The organism is Kineococcus esterisolvens (genome assembly GCF_050871405.1).
Classification (GTDB): domain Bacteria; phylum Actinomycetota; class Actinomycetes; order Actinomycetales; family Kineococcaceae; genus Kineococcus.
In genome coordinates this window covers 1-16,797 of record NZ_JBJLRI010000013.1, presented here as the reverse complement: position 1 = coordinate 16,797, position 16,797 = coordinate 1, and the positions used below count along the sequence as shown (strand labels likewise).

Genomic DNA, 16,797 nt, shown 5'->3' with positions numbered 1-16,797 from the left:
CGGCGGCACCCCCGAGGGGGCCACCACGTGGTGCACCGGCCGGCACGGGTCCCAGCGGAGCCCCGGCCGACTCGCGCCCCGGGGTGGGGGCGTGCCGCACCCCGGCGGCGGTGGCGGGGACGACGTCGACCGCGCCGCTGCGCTCCAGCACCGCTGCGGCCGCCGCCAGCGCCAGGGCCACCGCCACCGCGCGCGGGGGTGCCGGGGCGCCGCGCGGGGTGCGGGGTCGGGGGGCCACCGGACGACTGTGCCGGGCCGCGCGCCGCGGGGGAGGCGCTCTCCCCCGTCGGGTGCCGGGTTCACCCGGACGGGCGGACGCGCGGGCGGGGCGGCCGGTGCGTCAGCCCCGCAGCGGGGGGCAGCGCACCAGCAGCACGCCGGCCTCCACCTCGACCCGGATCCGCAGCGCGGTGCCGATCGGGTCGCCGTCCAGCTCCACCTCCTGCGGCTCCGCGCAGGTCACCTCGATGCGGCGGCCGCGCAGGTGCTGCACCCGCCGCTGCCCGCGCCGGTCGCGCGTGACGATCGCCCACGCCACCTCGCCCCAGGCGATGCCGCCGCGCGGGGACAGCACGACCGCGTCGAGGAAGCCGTCGTCGACGCGCGCGTCCGGCATCAGGACCAGGTTCTTCGTCAGCCGCCCGCAGTTGCCGACGATGACGGCGCGGGTGCGCACGCCCACGGCGTCGCCGTCGTCCACGCGCACCTTCACCCGCGCCTGCGGCCCCCACAGCGCCCGCGCCCCCGAGACCACGTACGCGCCGTAGCCCAGGTGCCGCTTCAGGCGGTCCTCGACGCCGGCCATCACCGCCGCGTCGAACCCGAGCCCGGCCATGACGAGGAACAGGTGCCGGTCGGGGTCGGCGTCGGAGCCGGTGCGGTCCACCGTCAGCCAGCCCACGTCCACGGCCGCGTCGGGGGCGGAGAACACCAGGTCCAGGGCCGCGGCGAGGTCGGTGTGCGGGACGTCGAGGTTGCGGGCCAGCAGGTTGCCCGTCCCGGCCGGCAACAGGCCCATCGGCACGCCCGTGCCCGTCATCGCCTCCGCGACGGCCCGCACGGTGCCGTCGCCGCCGGCGGCCAGCACGATGTCCACACCGTGCGCGAGCGCCTCGCGGGCCTGCTCGGCGCCCCGCTCGGCGGGGGTCGTCTCCAGCCACAGCGGGTCCTGCCAGCCGTGGGAGCGGAACACCGCCGCCGTGTACGCCTGCCGGCGGCGCAGCGCCTGCTCGTCCAGGTGGGAGAACTTCGAGGGGTTCACGACGATCGCCGCCCGCGGGCGCGCCGCCACCGCCGGGTCGGGCGCCTCGGCCACCAGGGCCCTCAGCCGCCGGCCGGTGCGCCGCTCGCGCACCAGCAGCAGCGAGACGACCAGGAGCAGCGCGGCCAGCAGGACGGCGAGCGCGCCCGCGCCCCACAGGTCCCCCGCCACCCGGGCACGCTACCGGTCGCCGCGCGCGGGTCGGCGCGGCGGGAGACCCGTTAGGGTCGGCGGGGTGATCGACCTGCGCCTGCTCCGGGACGACCCCGACGCCGTCAAGGCCAGCCAGCGCGCCCGCGGCGAGGACGAGGCGGCCGTGGACCGCGCGCTCGCCGCGGACGTGCGCCGTCGCGGCGCGATCTCCGAGTTCGAGCGGCTGCGGGCCGAGCAGAAGTCCCGCGGCAAGGACGTCGCCAGGGCGAAGGGCGAGGAGAAGCAGGCCCTGCTGGCCGCGGTGAAGGAGCTCGCCGAGCAGGTCAAGGCCGCCCAGGCCGCGGCCGACGCCGCCGCGCAGGAGTTCGACGCCGCGATGCGCTCCATCCCCAACGTCGTCGCCGACGGTGTGCCGCCCGGCGGCGAGGACGACTACGTCGTGCTGCGCGAGGTCGGTGAGCAGCCGCAGCTGCCCGAGGGCCTGGACGCCTGGCGCGACCACCTGGAGCTGGGCGAGCTGCTGGGCGCCATCGACACCGCGCGCGGCGCGAAGGTGGCCGGCTCGCGGTTCTACTTCCTCACCGGCGTCGGCGCGCGCCTGGAGCTGGCGCTGCTGAACATGGCCGTCGCCCACGCCCTCGAGGCCGGGTTCACCCCGATGATCACCCCGACGCTGGTCAAGCCGGAGGTCATGGCGGGCACCGGGTTCCTCGGTGCGCACGCCGCGGAGGTGTACCGGCTGGCCGAGGACGACCTCTACCTCACCGGGACCTCCGAGGTGGCGCTGGCCGGCTACCACGCCGACGAGATCCTCGACCTGTCCACCGGCCCGAAGCGGTACGCCGGCTGGTCGGCCTGCTACCGGCGCGAGGCCGGCTCGCACGGCAAGGACACCCGCGGCATCGTCCGCGTGCACCAGTTCCACAAGGTGGAGATGTTCTCCTTCTGCCGCCCCGAGGACGCCGCCGCCGAGCACGAGCGGCTGCTGGCGCTGGAGGAGGCGATGCTCGCCGCGGTGGAGGTGCCCTACCGGGTCATCGACACCGCCGCCGGCGACCTGGGCAGCTCCGCGGCCCGCAAGTTCGACTGCGAGGCGTGGGTCCCCTCGCAGGGCGCCTACCGGGAGCTGACGTCCACCTCGAACTGCACGACGTTCCAGGCGCGCCGCCTGGGCGTGCGCGAGCGCGCCGAGGGCGAGGGCGGCACCCGCCCGGTGGCGACCCTGAACGGCACCCTGGCCACCACCCGGTGGATCGTGGCGATCCTGGAGAACCACCAGCTCCCCGACGGCTCGGTGCGCGTGCCCGGGGCGCTGCGCCCGTTCCTGGGCCTGGACGTCCTGACCCCCGCCTGACCCCCGCCTGACCCCCGTCCGACCCCCGTCCGACCCCCGCCCGACCCCCGTCCGGGCGCGTCGCCCGGACGGGTGGTGCCCGGACCCTCACCGGGCCGCCCGTCGCGCCGGGAACTAGGGTCGGCCGGGTGAACGGGGGGATGCGGGGCGCGCTGGTCGCGCTGGACGTCGACGGCACGATCGTCGACCACGACGAGGCGCTGTCGGACCGGGTGCGGGTGGCCGTGCAGCGGGTGGCGGCGTCGGGGGCGCACGTGGTGGTGGCCACGGGCCGCTCCCTGCACGGGGTGCTGCCGGTGCTGCAGCGGCTGGACCTGCACACCGGGTTCCTGGTGTGCAGCAACGGGGCCGTCACCGCGGAGCTGGACCGCTCGGAACCGGAGGGGTACCGGGTGGTGTCCCTGCACACCTTCGACGCCTCCCGGGCCGCGCAGGCGCTGCGCGGGAGCATCCCCACCGGGTTGTTCGCGGTGGAGGTGCTGGGCCGCGGGTTCAAGGTCACCGCCCCGTTCCCGGACGGCGAGCTGACCGGCGAGGTCGAGGTCGTCCCCTTCGACGAGATGTTCGACGAGCCGGTGATGCGCGTGGTGGTGCGCAGCCCCGAGCACACCTCGGCCGAGTTCGGCGAGCTGGTCGAGCGCATCGGGCTGCACGGGGTGGCGTACTCGGTGGGCTGGACGGCGTGGCTGGACCTGGCCCCCGACGGGGTCACCAAGGCCAGCGCCCTGGAGGACGTGCGCTCGAGGCTGGGCGTGCCGCGCGCCGCGACCGTCGCGGTCGGCGACGGGCGCAACGACGTGGAGATGCTGCAGTGGGCCGCGCGCGGGGTCGCGATGGGCAACGCGCCCGAGGAGGTGCGCGCGGTCGCCGACGAGGTGACCGGGCACGTGGACGACGACGGCCTCGCCGAGGTCCTGGAGGGCCTGCTGGACGCCCGGGCCGACACCCGCGCCGCCTCCTGACCCCCCGCCGCCCGTGCCCGCCCCGCTCACCCCGCGCGGTCCGCTGGAGCGGGTGCGGCGCACCTTCCGCGCCCGCGTGGCGGGCGACCCCACGGGTGCGCCGCGCTGGGTGCGCGACGTCGCGCTCGTGGGCGGCCGCGACGGCTGGTTCGACCCGCACGGGGTGGTGTGGGCGGTGCACGGCGGCCTGAGCACCCTCGTCGGCGGTCTCGTCGCGCTGCTGGGGCAGGCGGCGCACCCGCTGGCGCTGGCGGGGGTGCAGGGGCACTCGGACTACCGCGAGGACCCGTGGGCGCGCCTGGCCGGGACCGCCCGCTGGCTGGTCGTGTGCACGTTCGGGTCCGCCGAGCTGGCCGAGCGGGACTGCGCCCGCGTGCGCGGGATGCACCGGCGGGTGCGCGGGCGCACCGACGACGGCCGGGCGTACTCCGCACGGGACGCGGACCTGCTGCGCTGGGTGCACCTGGCGTTCACCGACGCCTTCCTGGCCGCGCACCGCGAGCTGGGTGCGGACCTGTCGGGCCGGTTCGGTCCGCGCTGGGCGGACGCGTACGTGCGCGACTGGGCCCGCACGGCGCAGGCGCTGGGCGCCACCGACCTGCCCGCGAGCGAGGCGGAGCTGGCCGAGGCGCTGGCCGGGTTCGCGCCGGTGCTGGAGCCCGTCCCGGCCGACCTGCGCCGCTTCCTGCTCGCCCCGCCGGGCCTGACCCGGGCGGAGGCGCCGTTCTACGCGGGGCTGACGGCGGCGGCGGAGCTGCTGCTGTCGCCGGTGCTGGCGCCGTCGGCCGGTGCCCCCGGGCGCGCGGCCCGGGGCCCGGGGGAGCGGTTGCGGCTGGCGGCCACCCGCACCCAGCTGCGGGCGCTGCGCGCGGTCACCGGCCGGGAGCCGTGGGAGCAGGCCGGCCGGTACCGCACCGGCACGGGCCCGCGCCCCGACTGGCTCTGACCCGGCTCCGAGCTGCCCCCCTTCCGCGCCCCGCGGTGGTCGCAGGGGCGTGGCACGTTTCACCGAACCGGTTCGGGGGCACCCCCTCGTACGTCGGGGCGACGGCCGGCGCGCAGCTGCGCGGGCCGACGTGGAGCCGTCGCGGAGCCCCGGCGCGCGACCGGCCCACCCCCTCGCCCTGGAGATCCCACGTGCCCGGCAGTCCACCGCCCCCCGATCCCACCGCCGCGGACCGGGAGGTGAGGGCCTGCCCACCACCCCGGCGCGCCGGAGCGCCCGGCGCCCCCCGCCCCCGGGCCGACGAGGTGCCCGACCCCTCCACCGCGGTGGCCGACGCCGCCGCCGCGGACGTCGCCCCCTCCGCCGCGGGACCGGCGGCCCCGGAGGCGCTCGGCGAGCAGCGCCCCGCCCCGCCCCGCACGTTCGGCCTGGTGGTGCTGCTGGGGTCGATGGCTGCGCTGGGCGCGATCAACACCGACCTGTACCTGCCGTCGCTGCCGCAGGTGGCCTCCGACCTCGGGTCCACCGACTCCGCCGCCCAGCTGACCATCACCGTCGTCCTCGTCGGGATGGCGCTGGGCCAGCTCGTCGTCGGTCCCCTCAGCGACCGCTACGGCCGCCGCCCGCCGGTGGTGGCCGGGTTCGCCCTCTTCGCGGCGGCGTCGCTGCTGTGCGCGGTGGCGCCGAGCCTGCCGGTGCTCGTGGGGCTGCGCTTCCTGCAGGGCCTGGGCGTCTCGGCGGGGGCGGTGACGGGCATGGCCGTGGTGCGCGACCTGTTCACCGGGCCCGCCGCCGCGCGGCTGATGTCGCGGCTGGTGCTGGTCATCGGGGTGGCGCCGCTGTTCGCGCCCACCCTCGGCGGGGCGCTGGCCGGCGTCGCCGGGTGGCGCGCGGTGTTCGTCGTGCTGGCGCTGGCCGGCGTGGTCCTGCTGCTGACCGTGCGGCGGCGGCTGCCCGAGACGCGACCGGGCGGCGGCACCGGCGCCGGGCGGGGAGCGCGCGACACCCTCGGGCAGGCGCTGCGGACCTACGCCCGCCTGGTGCGCGACCGCCGGTTCGTCGGGTTCGCCCTGCTGCCGGGCCTGGCGATGTCGGTGATCGTCTGCTACGTCTCCGTCTCGCCGTTCGTGTTCCAGGAGGTCCACGGGCTGTCCACCACGCAGTTCTCCCTGCTGTTCGCCCTCAACGGCATCGCCCTCGTCGGCGGCACCCAGCTCAACGCGGCGCTCGTGGGCAGGTTCACGCCGCTGGGGCTGCTGCGCGTCGGCGTGCCCGTGACCGCGGCGCTCGCCCTCGTCCTGCTCGGCGTGGTCCTCACCGGCGCCGGCGGGTTCGCCGGTCTGCTGGTGGTGCTGTGGTTCCTGCTGGGCAGCGGGGGGCTGGTCTCGCCGAACGCCGTCACCTGCGCGCTCGCCGAGCACGGCCGCACCGCCGGGTCGGCCGCCGCGCTGGTGACGGCGGCGCAGTTCGGCCTCGGCGGTGCGGTGGGCACCGTGGCCGGTGCGCTGGGCGGGGACGAGCGCGCCATGGCGGTGGTGATGGTCGGCGCGGCGCTGGCCGCGTGCTGCTCGCTGCTGGTGGCGACGCGCTCGCGGCGCGCCCGTGCGGCGGCTGGCACGATGGGGCGGTGAGCACCGAGGCGCCCCCCACCACCGTCGACGACGCGGGGGAGGGTGCCTTCGCCGCCGCGTGGCGCCTGGTGGCCACCGACCTGGACGGCACGATCGTGCCGCGCGACCGCCCGGTGTCCCGGCGCACCCTGGACGCCTTCGCCGCGTGCGCGGCCGTCGGCATCCCGGTGGTCCCGGTGACGGGCCGCCCGCCGCGGTGGGTGTCGCCGCTGGCGGAGGAGGCGGGCCTGGGGGGACGGGTGGTGTGCGCCAACGGCGCCGTCGTGTTCGACCTGGACGCCGGTGAGGTCGTGCGCCAGCACCCGATCGCCGCCGACGTGGTGCTCGAGGTGACCCGGCGCCTGCGCCCGGTGCTGCCCGGCATCGGCTTCGCCCTGGAGGCCGTGACCGGCTTCCGCCGCGAGGACTCCTACGCGACCCGCTTCGACACGGGCATGGAGCAGCGCGTGGGCCCCCTGGAGGAGCTCCTGGCGGGCAGCCCGCCGGTGGTGAAGGTCCTGGCGAAGTGCCCGGGGGTCTCCAGCGACGAGATGCTGCGGGTGGCCCGCCGCGAGGTGGGGGACCTGGTGGGCGTGACGCACTCCAACGCCGTGGACTCGCTCGTCGAGGTGATGGCGCTCGGCGTCAGCAAGGCGAGCACGCTCGCGGAGGTGGCGCGCGACCGCGGCGTCGGGCCGGAGGGCGTGGTGGCCTTCGGGGACATGCCGAACGACCTGGAGATGCTGCGCTGGGCCGGGCGTTCCTACGCGGTGGCCGACGGCCACCCGGACGCGGTGGCCGCGGCGGACGGCGTGGCCGAGGCGTGCGGGGACGACGGGGTGGCGCGGGTGCTGGAGCGGCTGCTCAGCCGGCGCGCGGGGTGATGCGCCCCACGCCGTGCACGAGGACGGGCACGCCGTCCACGGCCTCGGGCAGGTCGGGCCGGTCGGCGTCGTCGGCGACGTTGACCTTCACCGCCCACGCCGCGTCCAGCTTGGTGAGGCCGACGCCGTTCACGCGCGAGTCACCGCCCACCAGTTGACGGACGTGCGCCTTGGCGGCGCGCGCGGCACCGACCCCGCCTCCCGCTGATCGACTCACACGACCAGTGTCGCACCGAGGGCGTCGAGCACAAGGCCGATCGGGTTGCAGAACGTGAGCCCGGTGCCGTTCTCGCCCCCGCGCTCGCTGCCCGCGAAGAGCAGCCCGACGGCCTCGCGGGTGTCGGGGCGGTACACCAGCGAACCGGAGTCCCCGCCGGCGGAGAACGCGCCGGCGGCGCCGGTGACCTCCACCTGCCCGTCGAACACGACCACCCCGACGGGGTACTCCACGGCCACGTCGTCCAGCTCGATGGCGCTGATGCGGCCCCGGGTGCGCCCGGTGGTGCGGCCCACCTTCTCGACCTGCACCTCGTCGTCGGCGTCGGCCCAGCCGCGCAGGCGCCCCACGGGGTAGGTGGGGTCGTGGCCCTCGCCGTCGTCCAGCAGGGTCAGGGCGGCGTCGACGGCGTTGCCGCCGCCGGCGTCCAGCGGCACGGCGCGGGCCAGGCTGCCGACCCGGTCGCGCTCGCGCCCGCCGTCGGCGGGGCCGGGCTGCAGGACGGGGTCGTCCAGGGCGGCCTGGTCGGAGTCGGCCAGGACGTGGTTGTTGGACAGCGCGTACACGCCGTCGGAGCCGGTCACGGTGACGAACGCGCCGAGGGTGCCGGCGGTGACGTCGCGGTGGGCGAGGGACAGGCCGGGGTGCAGCGGGCGCACCCGGCGGCGCATCTCGGCCGAGGTCCAGGTGCGGCCCTCGGCGGGGGCGGTGAGGGCCCGCACGCGCCCGACGTCGCGCACGTCGAGCTCGGCGGCCGCGGCCGTGCCGGCGAGCTCGCGGGCGTGGCCGAGGAGGGCGTCGCCGCGCTCGCCGGAGTAGCGCACGGCCAGGCCGTAGCGGGGGCCGTCGGCGCCGTGGCCGAGGACGCTGACCCCGACGCTGGCGACGCCCTGCGGCGCGGCCAGCGGGGTCAGCGCGACGCTCCGGGCCCGCAGCCGGGCCTTGAGCTCGCGAGCGTTGTCGATGTGCACCGCTGGGTCCCCCCTGGTGAGCCGTCCGTGGTCTGACGAGCACACTCTGACAGGGGTCGCCGACAGACGGTGAGGTCGAGCGGTGCGGGGGCCCGGTCGCCCGGTGGTGCGGCTCAGCGCAACCCGGCGAGCTCCTCCGCGCGCACCACGGCCCGCTCGACGGCGGCCAGGGAACCGCCGCCGACGCGCACCATGGCGGCGGCCTCGGCGACCTGCGCGCAGGCGGTGGCGGTGCGGGTGAGGCGCCGGTGCACCTCCGGGTGGTGGCCCTCGGGCCCGGCGGGGACGGTGAAGCCGTCGGAGGGGGCCTCGGCCTGCGCCCGCACGGCGCTGGCGCGGGCGGCGCGGGCCACGAGGTCCACCCGCGGCAGGTACTCCTGCAGCGCGGTGCGCTCCGGGCCGGGCGGGCAGCCGTCGACGACCTGCTCGACGCGGCGCACCGCCCGGTCCACGGAGTGCCCGGCGCGCGCCCACACCCCCCGGCCCAGCGGGTCGGGGGTGCGGCGCCAGAACGCGAGCTTCAGCGCCCGGCCCTCACAGGTACTGGCCGGTGCCGCCGGGCTGCACGCGCGGCACGCCGCCGCGCGGCTGCCCGGGCGCGCCGGCGCCGGGGGCACCGGCCGCGGGGCCGAGGCCCGCGCCCGGCAGGGCGCGCCGCATCTCCTGCAGCTGGGCCTGCGCGGCCATCTGCTGGGCGACCAGGGCGGTCTGGATGCCGTGGAAGAGGCCCTCCAGCCAGCCGACGAGCTGGGCCTGGGCGATGCGCAGCTCGCTCTCGGAGGGGGCGGCGCCCTCGGCGAAGGGCAGCGCGATGCGGCGCAGCTCCTCGACGAGGTCGGGGGCCAGGCCGCCCTCCAGCTCCGTCAGGGAACGCTCGTGGATCTCGGCGAGGCGGTGCCTGCCGGCCTCGTCCAGCGGCGCGGAGCGCACCTCCTCCAGCAGCTGCTTGACCATGCTGCCGATGCGCATGACCTTCGCCGGCTGGCTCACCAGGTCCGCCGGTCCGGGTTCGCCCTCCTCGGGCGGCTCGGCGATGCCCATGCCCTGCGGGGTGACGACGACCACGCGGGGGTCGGCGCCCTCGGGGTTCTCGCGCCGCACGTCCGGCGGCGTGGGGTCTTCCGGGGGCTGCGGGGAGTGCTGCTGCGACATGGCCCCCATCCTGCCGTCAGCGCTGCGCGCGCACCTCCCGCGGCAGGGCGAGCGCGACCAGCAGGACGGTGGCGGCCACGGCGAGGCCGGGCGCGGCCACGGCGGTGGCCAGGCCGGCGCCGGGCGCCGCGTACGCGGCGACGAGGGCGAGCGCGCACGCGACGGGTGCACCGGCGGCCAGCAGCGCCACCCGCCCGGGGGAGGGCCGCCCGCGCACCCACCGTCCGCGCCGTCCCCACGGCAGGGCGTGGGCGCCGGCGACGACGGCGGCGCCGACGAGCGCGGAGGCCAGCGGGTCGCTGACGCGGTGCCAGCCGTCGGCGACGACCATGGCGCCCATCGCGCCGGAGGCCAGCGCCCCCAGCGGCGCCAGGACCCACCGCCAGCGCGGCGGGGCCGCCACGAGCAGGCCGAGGCAGACGCCGAGCACGCCGGCGGTGTGGCCGCTGGGCAGGCTGTTGCCGCCGCCGGAGTAGGCGCTGACCAGGTCGGGGCGGTCCAGCAGGACGAGCTTGAGCAGCTCGGTGAGGCCGAGGGTGAGGGTGGCCACGGCCAGGCCGAGGGCGGCGCGGCCGGGGGCGCGGCGCAGCAGCCCGGCCAGGGCCACGGCGCCGGCGCCGGCGAGGAGGTGGTGCGGCTCCAGGCGCCCGGCGAGGTCGAGCAGCCGCTCGCCCGCAGCGGGCAGCCCCGCGTCGGGGGAGGCGAGGGCGAGGCGGTGCACGGCGTCCTCGGCGGCCTGCCCGCGAGCGGTGCGCACGCACACCACGTACAGGACGGCCAGGGCCGCGGTGTGCAGCAGGGCGGTCGCGGCGTAGCCGCCGAGGCCGCGCGGGCCGGCGTCGCGCAGGCGTGGCGCCCGGGCGGTGGAGGCGGTGCTGGAGCTCACCGTCCCACTGTGCGGCACGTGCGCGCGGGGTGCGTCGCCGGAGCGTGCAGAGCCCGCGCGCGTCGTGCGGGGGAGTGCGGGGGAGTGCGGGGGAGCGCGGGTCGGCGGGGTGCCGGGTCAGCGGGAGGCGCGCTCCAGCGCGGCCAGCTCCTCCCCGGTCAGCTCCAGGTCGATCGAGGCCAGCAGCGGGCCGACCTGCTCGACGGTGCGGGCGCTGGCCAGGGGCGCCACGACCGTGGGCTGGTGCCGCAGCCAGGCGAGGGCGACGGAGGCGACCTCGGCGCCGTGCGCGGCGGCGACCTCGTCGAGGGCGCCCAGGACCCGCTGGCCGCGGGGGGAGTCCAGGTGGGCGGAGGCCTTGGCGCTGCGGGCGCTGTCGGGGCTCTGCCCGGGGCGGTATTTGCCGGACAGGAACCCGGAGGCGAGGGAGAAGTACGGCACCATCGCCAGGCCGTTGGCGGCCACGACGTCGGCGGGGCCGGACTCGTAGTCCTCGCGGCGCACGAGGTTGTACTCGTTCTGCAGGGCGGCGTAGGCGGTGAAGCCCTCGCGCCGGGACGTCTCCAGCGCCTGTTCCAGGCGGGGGGCGGTGAAGTTGGAGGCGCCGAGGGCGCGGACCTTGCCGGTGGTGACGAGCTCGTCGAAGGCGCCGAGGGTCTCCTCCACCGGCGTGCCCTCGTCGTCGGCGTGGGCCCAGTACAGGTCGATGCGGTCGGTGCCCAGGCGCTGCAGGGAGGCGTCGACGGCCTTGCGGATCGTGTCGGCGGCCAGGCCCTCCAGGCCGGGGGCCTTGCCGACCTTGGTGGCCAGCACGACCGCGTCGCGCTTGCCGGACCTGGCGAACCAGCTGCCCAGGATCGTCTCGGAGACGCCGGCGCCGCCCTCGCTCCAGGCGGAGTAGACGTCGGCGGTGTCGATGAAGTCGCCGCCGCCGTCGACGAAGGCGTCGAGCACGCGGTGCGACTCGGCCTCGTCGGAGGTCCAGCCGAAGGTGTTGCCGCCCAGGCACAGGGGGCGGACGTCGAGGTCGGAGGTGCCGATGCGGGTCATGGGCCCACCCCAGCACCCGCACCGGCGGGGCGCACGCGGGTGCCCGCGCCGGGCGCCCCCGGCCGGCCGTTCAGCCGGCCGTGGAGCGGGCGGCCTCGTCGACGACCCGGGCGACGGTCTCCGGCCGGGAGACCGTGACGGCGTGGGAGGCGTCGACCTCGACGGTCCGCGAGCCCGCGCGCTCGGCCGTGAACCGCATGGACTCGGCGGGGACGGCGAGGTCCTGCAGGGTGACCAGCGTCCACGAGGGGGTGGTCCTCCAGGCCGCCCGCGTGGCCCGGTCCTCCAGCGCGTCGGTGGTGATGGGCCGCTGGGTGACGGCCATCAGGTCGGCGACGTCCTCGGGAACTTCGCGGCGGGTTCGCCGGTGCTCTCGCCCGCCTCGAGCAGGAAGCTGGCGACGTACACCAGCGCCTTCACGCGGGGGTCGCCGTCGGCGGCCTCGCTCATCACGGTGCCGACGTAGGAGTGGCCGGCGAGCACGACCGTGGGCTTCGCGGCGTCGAGGGGAGTCGTGGTGGTGGTGCTGGTGGTCATGGCTGGTCCCTCTCCTGTCGCGGGCGGTGCGACCGCCCGGTCCTGTCGCGCGGGGCGCGGCCGCCCGATCGGCCGGCGCGTGGTCAGGGGGCGATCACCAGTTCCGTGATGAGGTCGTCCTCCAGCGCGAAGCGGTACCGCAGGTCCGCGGTGCCGCCCGGGAAGTCGCCCACCAGGTGGTGGCTCGTCACCCAGTGCGCGTCGTCGACGCGCTGGGCGCCGACGAGCTCGGAGGTGTACGTGAACCGCGTCCCGGCGTCGCGCAGGAACTGCAGGACCTGCTCCGGACCGCGGTGGGTGCGTCCGTCGTCGACGACCACGGCGCCGGGTGCGAGGGTGCGCAGGGCGGCGCCGGCCTCGCGGGCGTCGTGCGCGGCGAGGAAGGCGCGGACCGTGGCCGGCAGGTGGTCGATCCGGACGCTGGTGGGGTCGGTGTCGGGAGTGCTCACGTCCGCAGGTTGGCCCCTGCCCCGGCGGCGGGCTCAAGAGCTTGACCCTCTCCCCGGGGGAGGGGGCACAGTGCACGGGTGCCCCGTGCTCGAGCGCTCCCGATCGGCGAGTTCTCCCGGCTGACGCACCTGAGCGTGCGCACGCTGCGCCGCTACCACGAGGCGGGCCTGCTCGAACCCGCGCGGGTGGACCCCGACAGCGGGTACCGCTACTACGGCGCGGAGCAGATCCCCACCGCCCAGGTGATCCACCGGCTGCGCGAGCTGGACGTCCCGCTGGCCGACGTGCAGCGCATCGTGGCCTCGCCCGACCCGGCCGCCCGCGCGGCCCTGGTCGCGGAGCACCTGCAGCGCCTGGAGGCCCAGCTGGAACGCACCCGTGCCGCGGTGGTCTCGCTGCACCGGCTGCTGCACCCGCAGCCGGCCGGGCTGGACGTGCAGCTGCGCCGGGTGCCGGCCACCCGGGTCGCCGCCGTCCGGGGCGAGGTGGCGCTGGAGCAGGTGCTGCCCTGGTACGCCGGCGCGATGGCCGAGCTGGACGCGGTGCTCCCCGCGGGCGGCGGCGCACCCGGTGGGGTGTACGAGAACTCCCTCTTCGAGGACGGGCGCGGGGGCGTGCTGGTGCACCGGCCGGTGCCCGAGGCGTCGCCGGTGCCGCGCGTGGGACGGGTGCAGCCGGTGGTGCTGCCGGCCGTGGAACTGGCGGTGACGACCCACGCCGGTGAGCACGACGACATCGACGTCACCTACGGCCGGCTCGGCGACTGGGTGGTGCGGCACACCCTGGCCGTGTCGGGTCCGGTGCGCGAGAACTACCTGGTCGGTCCGCGCGACACGCCGGACGCGGCCGCCTGGCGCACCGAGATCGGCTGGCCGGTCTTCCCGGTGACGGCCGGCGCGGCGGCGCCCGGAGGAGGCGCCGGAAGCGCTTGACCCTCCCGCCGGGGGAGGGCCGAGCGTGGGGGCGTGAAGAACGAGGCAGAGGTTCGTGCGGCTCTCCAGGACTCCGCACCCGCCCACCCGCCGGCGCTGTCGCTGACCGGGCGCCGCGCCGTGGTCGTCGGCGGGACCAGGGGTCTGGGCGAGGCGGTGGTGGACCGGCTGCTCGCGGCGGGTGCGCACGTGATCGCCGTGGGGCGCACCGCACCGGCCGCCAGCCGCGCCCACCAGGTCGTCACCGCGGACGTGGTGCAGCCCCGGGCCGGTGACGAGGTCGCCGCGGCCGTGCGCGGGTCGGGGGGCGTCGACGTCCTCGTCCACGTCGCGGGCGGGTCCAGCTCACCCGGAGGTGGGCACTCGGCCCTGACCGAGGAGCACTGGCAGCACGAGCTGGCGTGGAACCTGCTGGGCGCGGTGCGCGTCGACCGCGCCCTCTCGCCGCTGCTGAGGAGCAGCGGCGCCGGTGCCGTCGTCCACGTGGGTTCCATCCAGGCCAGGATGCCGTTGTGGGACGGCACCCTCGCCTACGCCGCCGCCAAGGCGGCGCTGCGCGCCTACAGCAAGGGCCTGGCCAACGAGCTCGCTCCGGCCGGTGTGCGTGTCAACACCGTCTCCCCGGGCGGCATCGCGGGTCCGGGCGCGGACGGGCTCGCCCGCCGCATCGCCGCTGCTCGCGGCCTGAGCGAGCAGGAGGGCATGGGCCTGCTCATGGAGTCCCTCGGGGGCGTCCCCCAGGGGCGTCTCGCGCCGGTGCGCGAGATCGCCGAGGTGGTCGGCTTCCTGGTCTCCGACGCCGCCGCGTCGATCACCGGGGCGGAGATCACCGTCGACGGCGGGACCGTGCCCACCGTCTGACGCGCTGACCCCGGCCGGGGCGGCACCCGCGCGGCGGTCGGGAGGTGCCGCACTGCTGCGGACGGGTGGTCCCGCCGCGGCCTTGCGCGCCGTGCCTGAAATGCACTTGACGCGCACTCTGCACTCAGTGCAAATTCGGGGGGTGCCCACCTCGCCCCCCCTCGCACCGCTGCGCGAGCGCCGCCGCGCCGAGACCACGGCCGCCGTCGCCCGCGCCGCGCTCGACCTGGCCTGCGAGCGCCCCTGGGCCGAGGTGACCGTCGACGACGTCGCCGCCCGCTCGGGCATCTCGCGCCGCACGTTCTTCAACTACTTCCCGTCCAAGGACGAGGCGCTGCTGCACTTCGCGCCCGGCTGGGAACCGGACCTGCTGGCGGCGTTCCGCACCGGCTCCGGACCGGCCCTGGACGCCCTGGAAGAGGTGCTCGTCACCCAGACCGAGCGCTCCGTCGCCCACCGCGAGGACAGCCGCCGCCTGTTCGGCGTCGTGCACGACAACCCCGTCCTGCTGCCGGTCGTCCTGGGGCGCATCGCCGCCGCCGAGGAGGAGCTGGTCGAGGCCGTGCGCCGGCGCGAACCCGACGGCGACGACGTGCGCGCCCGCGTGCTGGCCGCCTGCGTCACGACCCTGTCGCGCCTCTCCGCGCAGTGCTGGATGGACGACCCGGTCGCCGACCCGGTCGCCACCGTGCGCGCCGCCTTCGCCGCCCTGCGCGGCATCACCAGCTGACCCAGAGCCCCACCGGAACCCCAGGAGCAACCCGTGCCCACCGCCGCCGCGCCGCCCGCCCGGCAGGGGGGCGAACGCGCCCCCCACGTCGGGTGGATCTTCGCCTCCCTCATGCTCGTCATGCTGCTGGCCTCCCTCGACCAGACGATCGTCGGCACCGCGCTGCCCACGATCGTCGGCGAGCTCGACGGCCTGGAGCACATGAGCTGGACGATCACCGCCTACACGCTCGCGCTGACCGTCGCCATGCCGGTCTACGGCAAGCTCGGCGACCTCGTCGGCCGCAAGAACCTGTTCCTGCTGGCCATCGCCCTGTTCCTGCTGGGCTCCGCGCTGTGCGGGTTCGCGCAGGGCATGGTCGAGTTCGTCCTGTTCCGCGGCCTGCAGGGCCTCGGCGGCGCCGGCCTGATGATCATGTCGCAGACGATCATCGCCGACGTCGTGCCCGCCAAGGACCGCGCGAAGTTCATGGCCCCCATGGGTGCCGTCTTCGGCGTCTCCGCCGTCGCCGGCCCGCTGGTGGGTGGCTGGCTCACCGACTCCGTCGACTGGCGCTGGGTGTTCTGGATCAACCTGCCGCTGGGCGTGGCCGCGCTCGCCGTGGCCGCGCTGACCATCCACCTGCCCAAGCGGAGGAACACCGCCCGCATCGACTACGCCGGCATGGTCACCCTGGCGCTGGCCCTCACCGGCCTGGTGCTGGTCGCGAGCTGGGGCGGCACCGAGCACGCCTGGGGCTCGGCGACGATCCTCGGCCTGAGCGCCGCCACCGTCGTGCTGGCCGTGACGTTCGTGCTCGTCGAGCTGCGCGCCCCCGAGCCGGTCATCCCCATGCGCCTGTTCCGCAACCGCACGTTCGTCGTCACCACGCTGCTCGGCCTCGTCGTCGGCGCCGGGATGATGGGCGCGCTGGCCTACCTGCCCACGTACCTGCAGATGGCCTACGGCGTGGACGCCACCGAGTCCGGCCTGCTGCTGCTGCCCATGGTGGCCGCGCTGCTGGTCACCAGCATCGGCTCCGGCGTCGTGGTCTCGAGGACCGGCCGCTACAAGGCCCTGCCGGTCGCCGGCACCCTGATCGCCGCCGCGGGCATGTTCGGCATGTCCACCATGGACCTGTCCACCCCGCTGTGGCTGCTGTGCGTGCACGTCGCCGTCCTCGGCGCCGGCCTGGGCCTGTTCATGCAGATCATCGTGCTGGCCGTGCAGAACGCCGTGCACCCCCGCGAGATCGGCACCGCCACCTCCTCGAACAACCTGTTCCGCGAGCTGGGCGTCACCGTGGGCGTCGCCGTCCTCGGCACGATCTTCACCAGCCGGCTCACCGAGCGCCTCGGCGAGACGATCCCCGCCGGTGCCGGCGCCGGCGCGCACGGCACCTCCTCGCTCACCCCGGAACTGGTGCGCTCGCTGCCGCCCGCCGTCGCCGACGGCGTGGTGGACGCCTACGCCACCTCGCTGACGCCGATCTTCCTGTGGCTCGTGCCGATGTTCCTGCTGGGCACGGTCATCGCGCTGTTCCTCCCGGAGGTCCCGCTGGCCTCCACCACCCCCGTCGCCGAGGGCGAGGCCGAGCTCCTCGGTGAGCAGGCCGCCGCGGCCTCGACCGCCCCGGCGGGCGCCCCGGCCACCGCGCAGGTGCCCGCGCAGGGTTCCGCGCACGCCGACGGCGAGGTGACCCCCGGGTCCCGGCCCTGAGGGCGGGGTGCCGCTCAGGCACCCCGCGGCGCGGCGGGGGGGGGGGGGGGGGGGGGGGGGGGGGGGGGGGGGGGGGGGGGGGGGGGGGGGGGGGGGGGGGGGGGGGGGGGGGGGGGCGGCGGCGGGGGCGCGGGCCGCGGCCC

Annotated in this window: 19 protein-coding genes; 9 read left to right on the top strand and 10 right to left on the bottom strand. The window is 77.2% G+C overall.

From position 1 onward, the window contains the following. Positions 1-340: 340 nt before the first annotated feature. Complete coding sequence (locus tag ACRYR8_RS06655) at positions 341-1,432, bottom strand: diacylglycerol/lipid kinase family protein (RefSeq protein ID WP_432483407.1); 1,092 nt, start codon at positions 1,430-1,432, stop codon at positions 341-343. Positions 1,433-1,496: 64 nt separating this feature from the next. On the opposite strand from ACRYR8_RS06655, the gene serS reads away from it, so the two are divergent. From serS to ACRYR8_RS06630, 5 genes are all read left to right on the top strand, one after another. Further along, entirely contained in the window at positions 1,497-2,768 is a 1,272-nt protein-coding gene (serS, locus tag ACRYR8_RS06650) for a serine--tRNA ligase (RefSeq protein ID WP_432483405.1), read from the top strand. A gap of 128 nt (positions 2,769-2,896) precedes the next feature. Continuing rightward, the gene (locus ACRYR8_RS06645) at positions 2,897-3,730 is read left to right on the top strand and encodes an HAD family hydrolase (protein ID WP_432483403.1); all 834 of its coding nucleotides are present in this window, start codon (positions 2,897-2,899) and stop codon (positions 3,728-3,730) included. A 13-nt stretch (positions 3,731-3,743) separates the two neighbouring features. After that, complete coding sequence (locus tag ACRYR8_RS06640; protein ID WP_432483401.1) at positions 3,744-4,676, top strand: oxygenase MpaB family protein; 933 nt, start codon at positions 3,744-3,746, stop codon at positions 4,674-4,676. Positions 4,677-4,981: 305 nt separating this feature from the next. Further along, positions 4,982-6,307, top strand: a complete 1,326-nt coding sequence (locus ACRYR8_RS06635) for a multidrug effflux MFS transporter (RefSeq protein WP_432483399.1) — start codon at positions 4,982-4,984, stop codon at positions 6,305-6,307. Further along, positions 6,304-7,170, top strand: a complete 867-nt coding sequence (locus ACRYR8_RS06630; RefSeq protein WP_432483397.1) for an HAD family hydrolase — start codon at positions 6,304-6,306, stop codon at positions 7,168-7,170. The genes ACRYR8_RS06635 and ACRYR8_RS06630 overlap by 4 nt, the downstream gene beginning before the upstream one ends. Here the strand turns inward: ACRYR8_RS06630 and ACRYR8_RS06625 are convergent. The 9 genes from ACRYR8_RS06625 to ACRYR8_RS06585 form a co-directional block, all read right to left on the bottom strand. Then, positions 7,151-7,303: a hypothetical protein gene (locus ACRYR8_RS06625; RefSeq protein ID WP_432483395.1), complete on the bottom strand. Its 153-nt coding sequence runs from the start codon at positions 7,301-7,303 to the stop codon at positions 7,151-7,153. The two genes, ACRYR8_RS06630 and ACRYR8_RS06625, sit on opposite strands and share 20 nt — an antisense overlap. Positions 7,304-7,383: 80 nt before the next feature. Then, positions 7,384-8,358 carry a hypothetical protein gene (locus ACRYR8_RS06620; RefSeq protein ID WP_432483393.1) on the bottom strand — a complete coding sequence of 325 codons (975 nt, stop codon included), beginning with the start codon at positions 8,356-8,358 and terminating at the stop codon, positions 7,384-7,386. 113 nt (positions 8,359-8,471) lie between these two features. Then, positions 8,472-8,798: a hypothetical protein gene (locus ACRYR8_RS06615; protein WP_432483391.1), complete on the bottom strand. Its 327-nt coding sequence runs from the start codon at positions 8,796-8,798 to the stop codon at positions 8,472-8,474. A 94-nt stretch (positions 8,799-8,892) separates the two neighbouring features. Further along, positions 8,893-9,519 (bottom strand): proteasome activator, encoded by a 627-nt coding sequence (locus ACRYR8_RS06610; RefSeq protein WP_432483389.1) that lies wholly within the window; start codon positions 9,517-9,519, stop codon positions 8,893-8,895. A 7-nt stretch (positions 9,520-9,526) separates the two neighbouring features. Further along, on the bottom strand, positions 9,527-10,396 hold the full coding sequence (locus tag ACRYR8_RS06605) for a phosphatase PAP2 family protein (protein WP_432483387.1): 870 nt from the start codon (positions 10,394-10,396) through the stop codon (positions 9,527-9,529). A 117-nt stretch (positions 10,397-10,513) separates the two neighbouring features. Next, a complete protein-coding gene (locus ACRYR8_RS06600) occupies positions 10,514-11,446 on the bottom strand; it encodes an aldo/keto reductase (protein WP_432483385.1) in 933 nt (310 codons plus the stop codon). Between the two features lie 70 nt (positions 11,447-11,516). After that, the gene (locus ACRYR8_RS06595; RefSeq protein ID WP_432483383.1) at positions 11,517-11,771 is read right to left on the bottom strand and encodes an alpha/beta fold hydrolase family protein; all 255 of its coding nucleotides are present in this window, start codon (positions 11,769-11,771) and stop codon (positions 11,517-11,519) included. After that, a complete protein-coding gene (locus ACRYR8_RS06590) occupies positions 11,771-11,983 on the bottom strand; it encodes a hypothetical protein (RefSeq protein WP_432483381.1) in 213 nt (70 codons plus the stop codon). Before ACRYR8_RS06590 ends, ACRYR8_RS06595 begins: the two co-directional genes overlap by 1 nt. 83 nt (positions 11,984-12,066) lie before the next feature. Beyond that, on the bottom strand, positions 12,067-12,432 hold the full coding sequence (locus tag ACRYR8_RS06585) for a nuclear transport factor 2-like protein (RefSeq protein WP_432483379.1): 366 nt from the start codon (positions 12,430-12,432) through the stop codon (positions 12,067-12,069). Between the two features lie 78 nt (positions 12,433-12,510). On the opposite strand from ACRYR8_RS06585, the gene ACRYR8_RS06580 reads away from it, so the two are divergent. From ACRYR8_RS06580 to ACRYR8_RS06565, 4 genes are all read left to right on the top strand, one after another. Further along, positions 12,511-13,365, top strand: coding sequence for a MerR family transcriptional regulator (locus tag ACRYR8_RS06580; RefSeq protein ID WP_432483377.1), 855 nt, complete (start codon positions 12,511-12,513; stop codon positions 13,363-13,365). 96 nt (positions 13,366-13,461) lie between these two features. Further along, positions 13,462-14,226: an oxidoreductase gene (locus tag ACRYR8_RS06575; RefSeq protein ID WP_432483510.1), complete on the top strand. Its 765-nt coding sequence runs from the start codon at positions 13,462-13,464 to the stop codon at positions 14,224-14,226. Between the two features lie 142 nt (positions 14,227-14,368). Then, positions 14,369-14,956 (top strand): TetR/AcrR family transcriptional regulator, encoded by a 588-nt coding sequence (locus ACRYR8_RS06570; RefSeq protein WP_432483375.1) that lies wholly within the window; start codon positions 14,369-14,371, stop codon positions 14,954-14,956. Between the two features lie 33 nt (positions 14,957-14,989). Further along, a complete protein-coding gene (locus tag ACRYR8_RS06565) occupies positions 14,990-16,654 on the top strand; it encodes an MDR family MFS transporter (RefSeq protein ID WP_432483373.1) in 1,665 nt (554 codons plus the stop codon). Positions 16,655-16,797: the final 143 nt, after the last annotated feature.

Coding starts and splice junctions, on each gene's coding strand:
- ACRYR8_RS06600 (WP_432483385.1), bottom strand. CDS start 11,446: ATGACCCGCATCGGCACCTCCGACCTCGACGTCCGCCCCCTGTGCCTG.
- ACRYR8_RS06590 (WP_432483381.1), bottom strand. CDS start 11,983: ATGACCACCAGCACCACCACCACGACTCCCCTCGACGCCGCGAAGCCC.
- ACRYR8_RS06595 (WP_432483383.1), bottom strand. CDS start 11,771: ATGGCCGTCACCCAGCGGCCCATCACCACCGACGCGCTGGAGGACCGG.
- ACRYR8_RS06610 (WP_432483389.1), bottom strand. CDS start 9,519: ATGGGGGCCATGTCGCAGCAGCACTCCCCGCAGCCCCCGGAAGACCCC.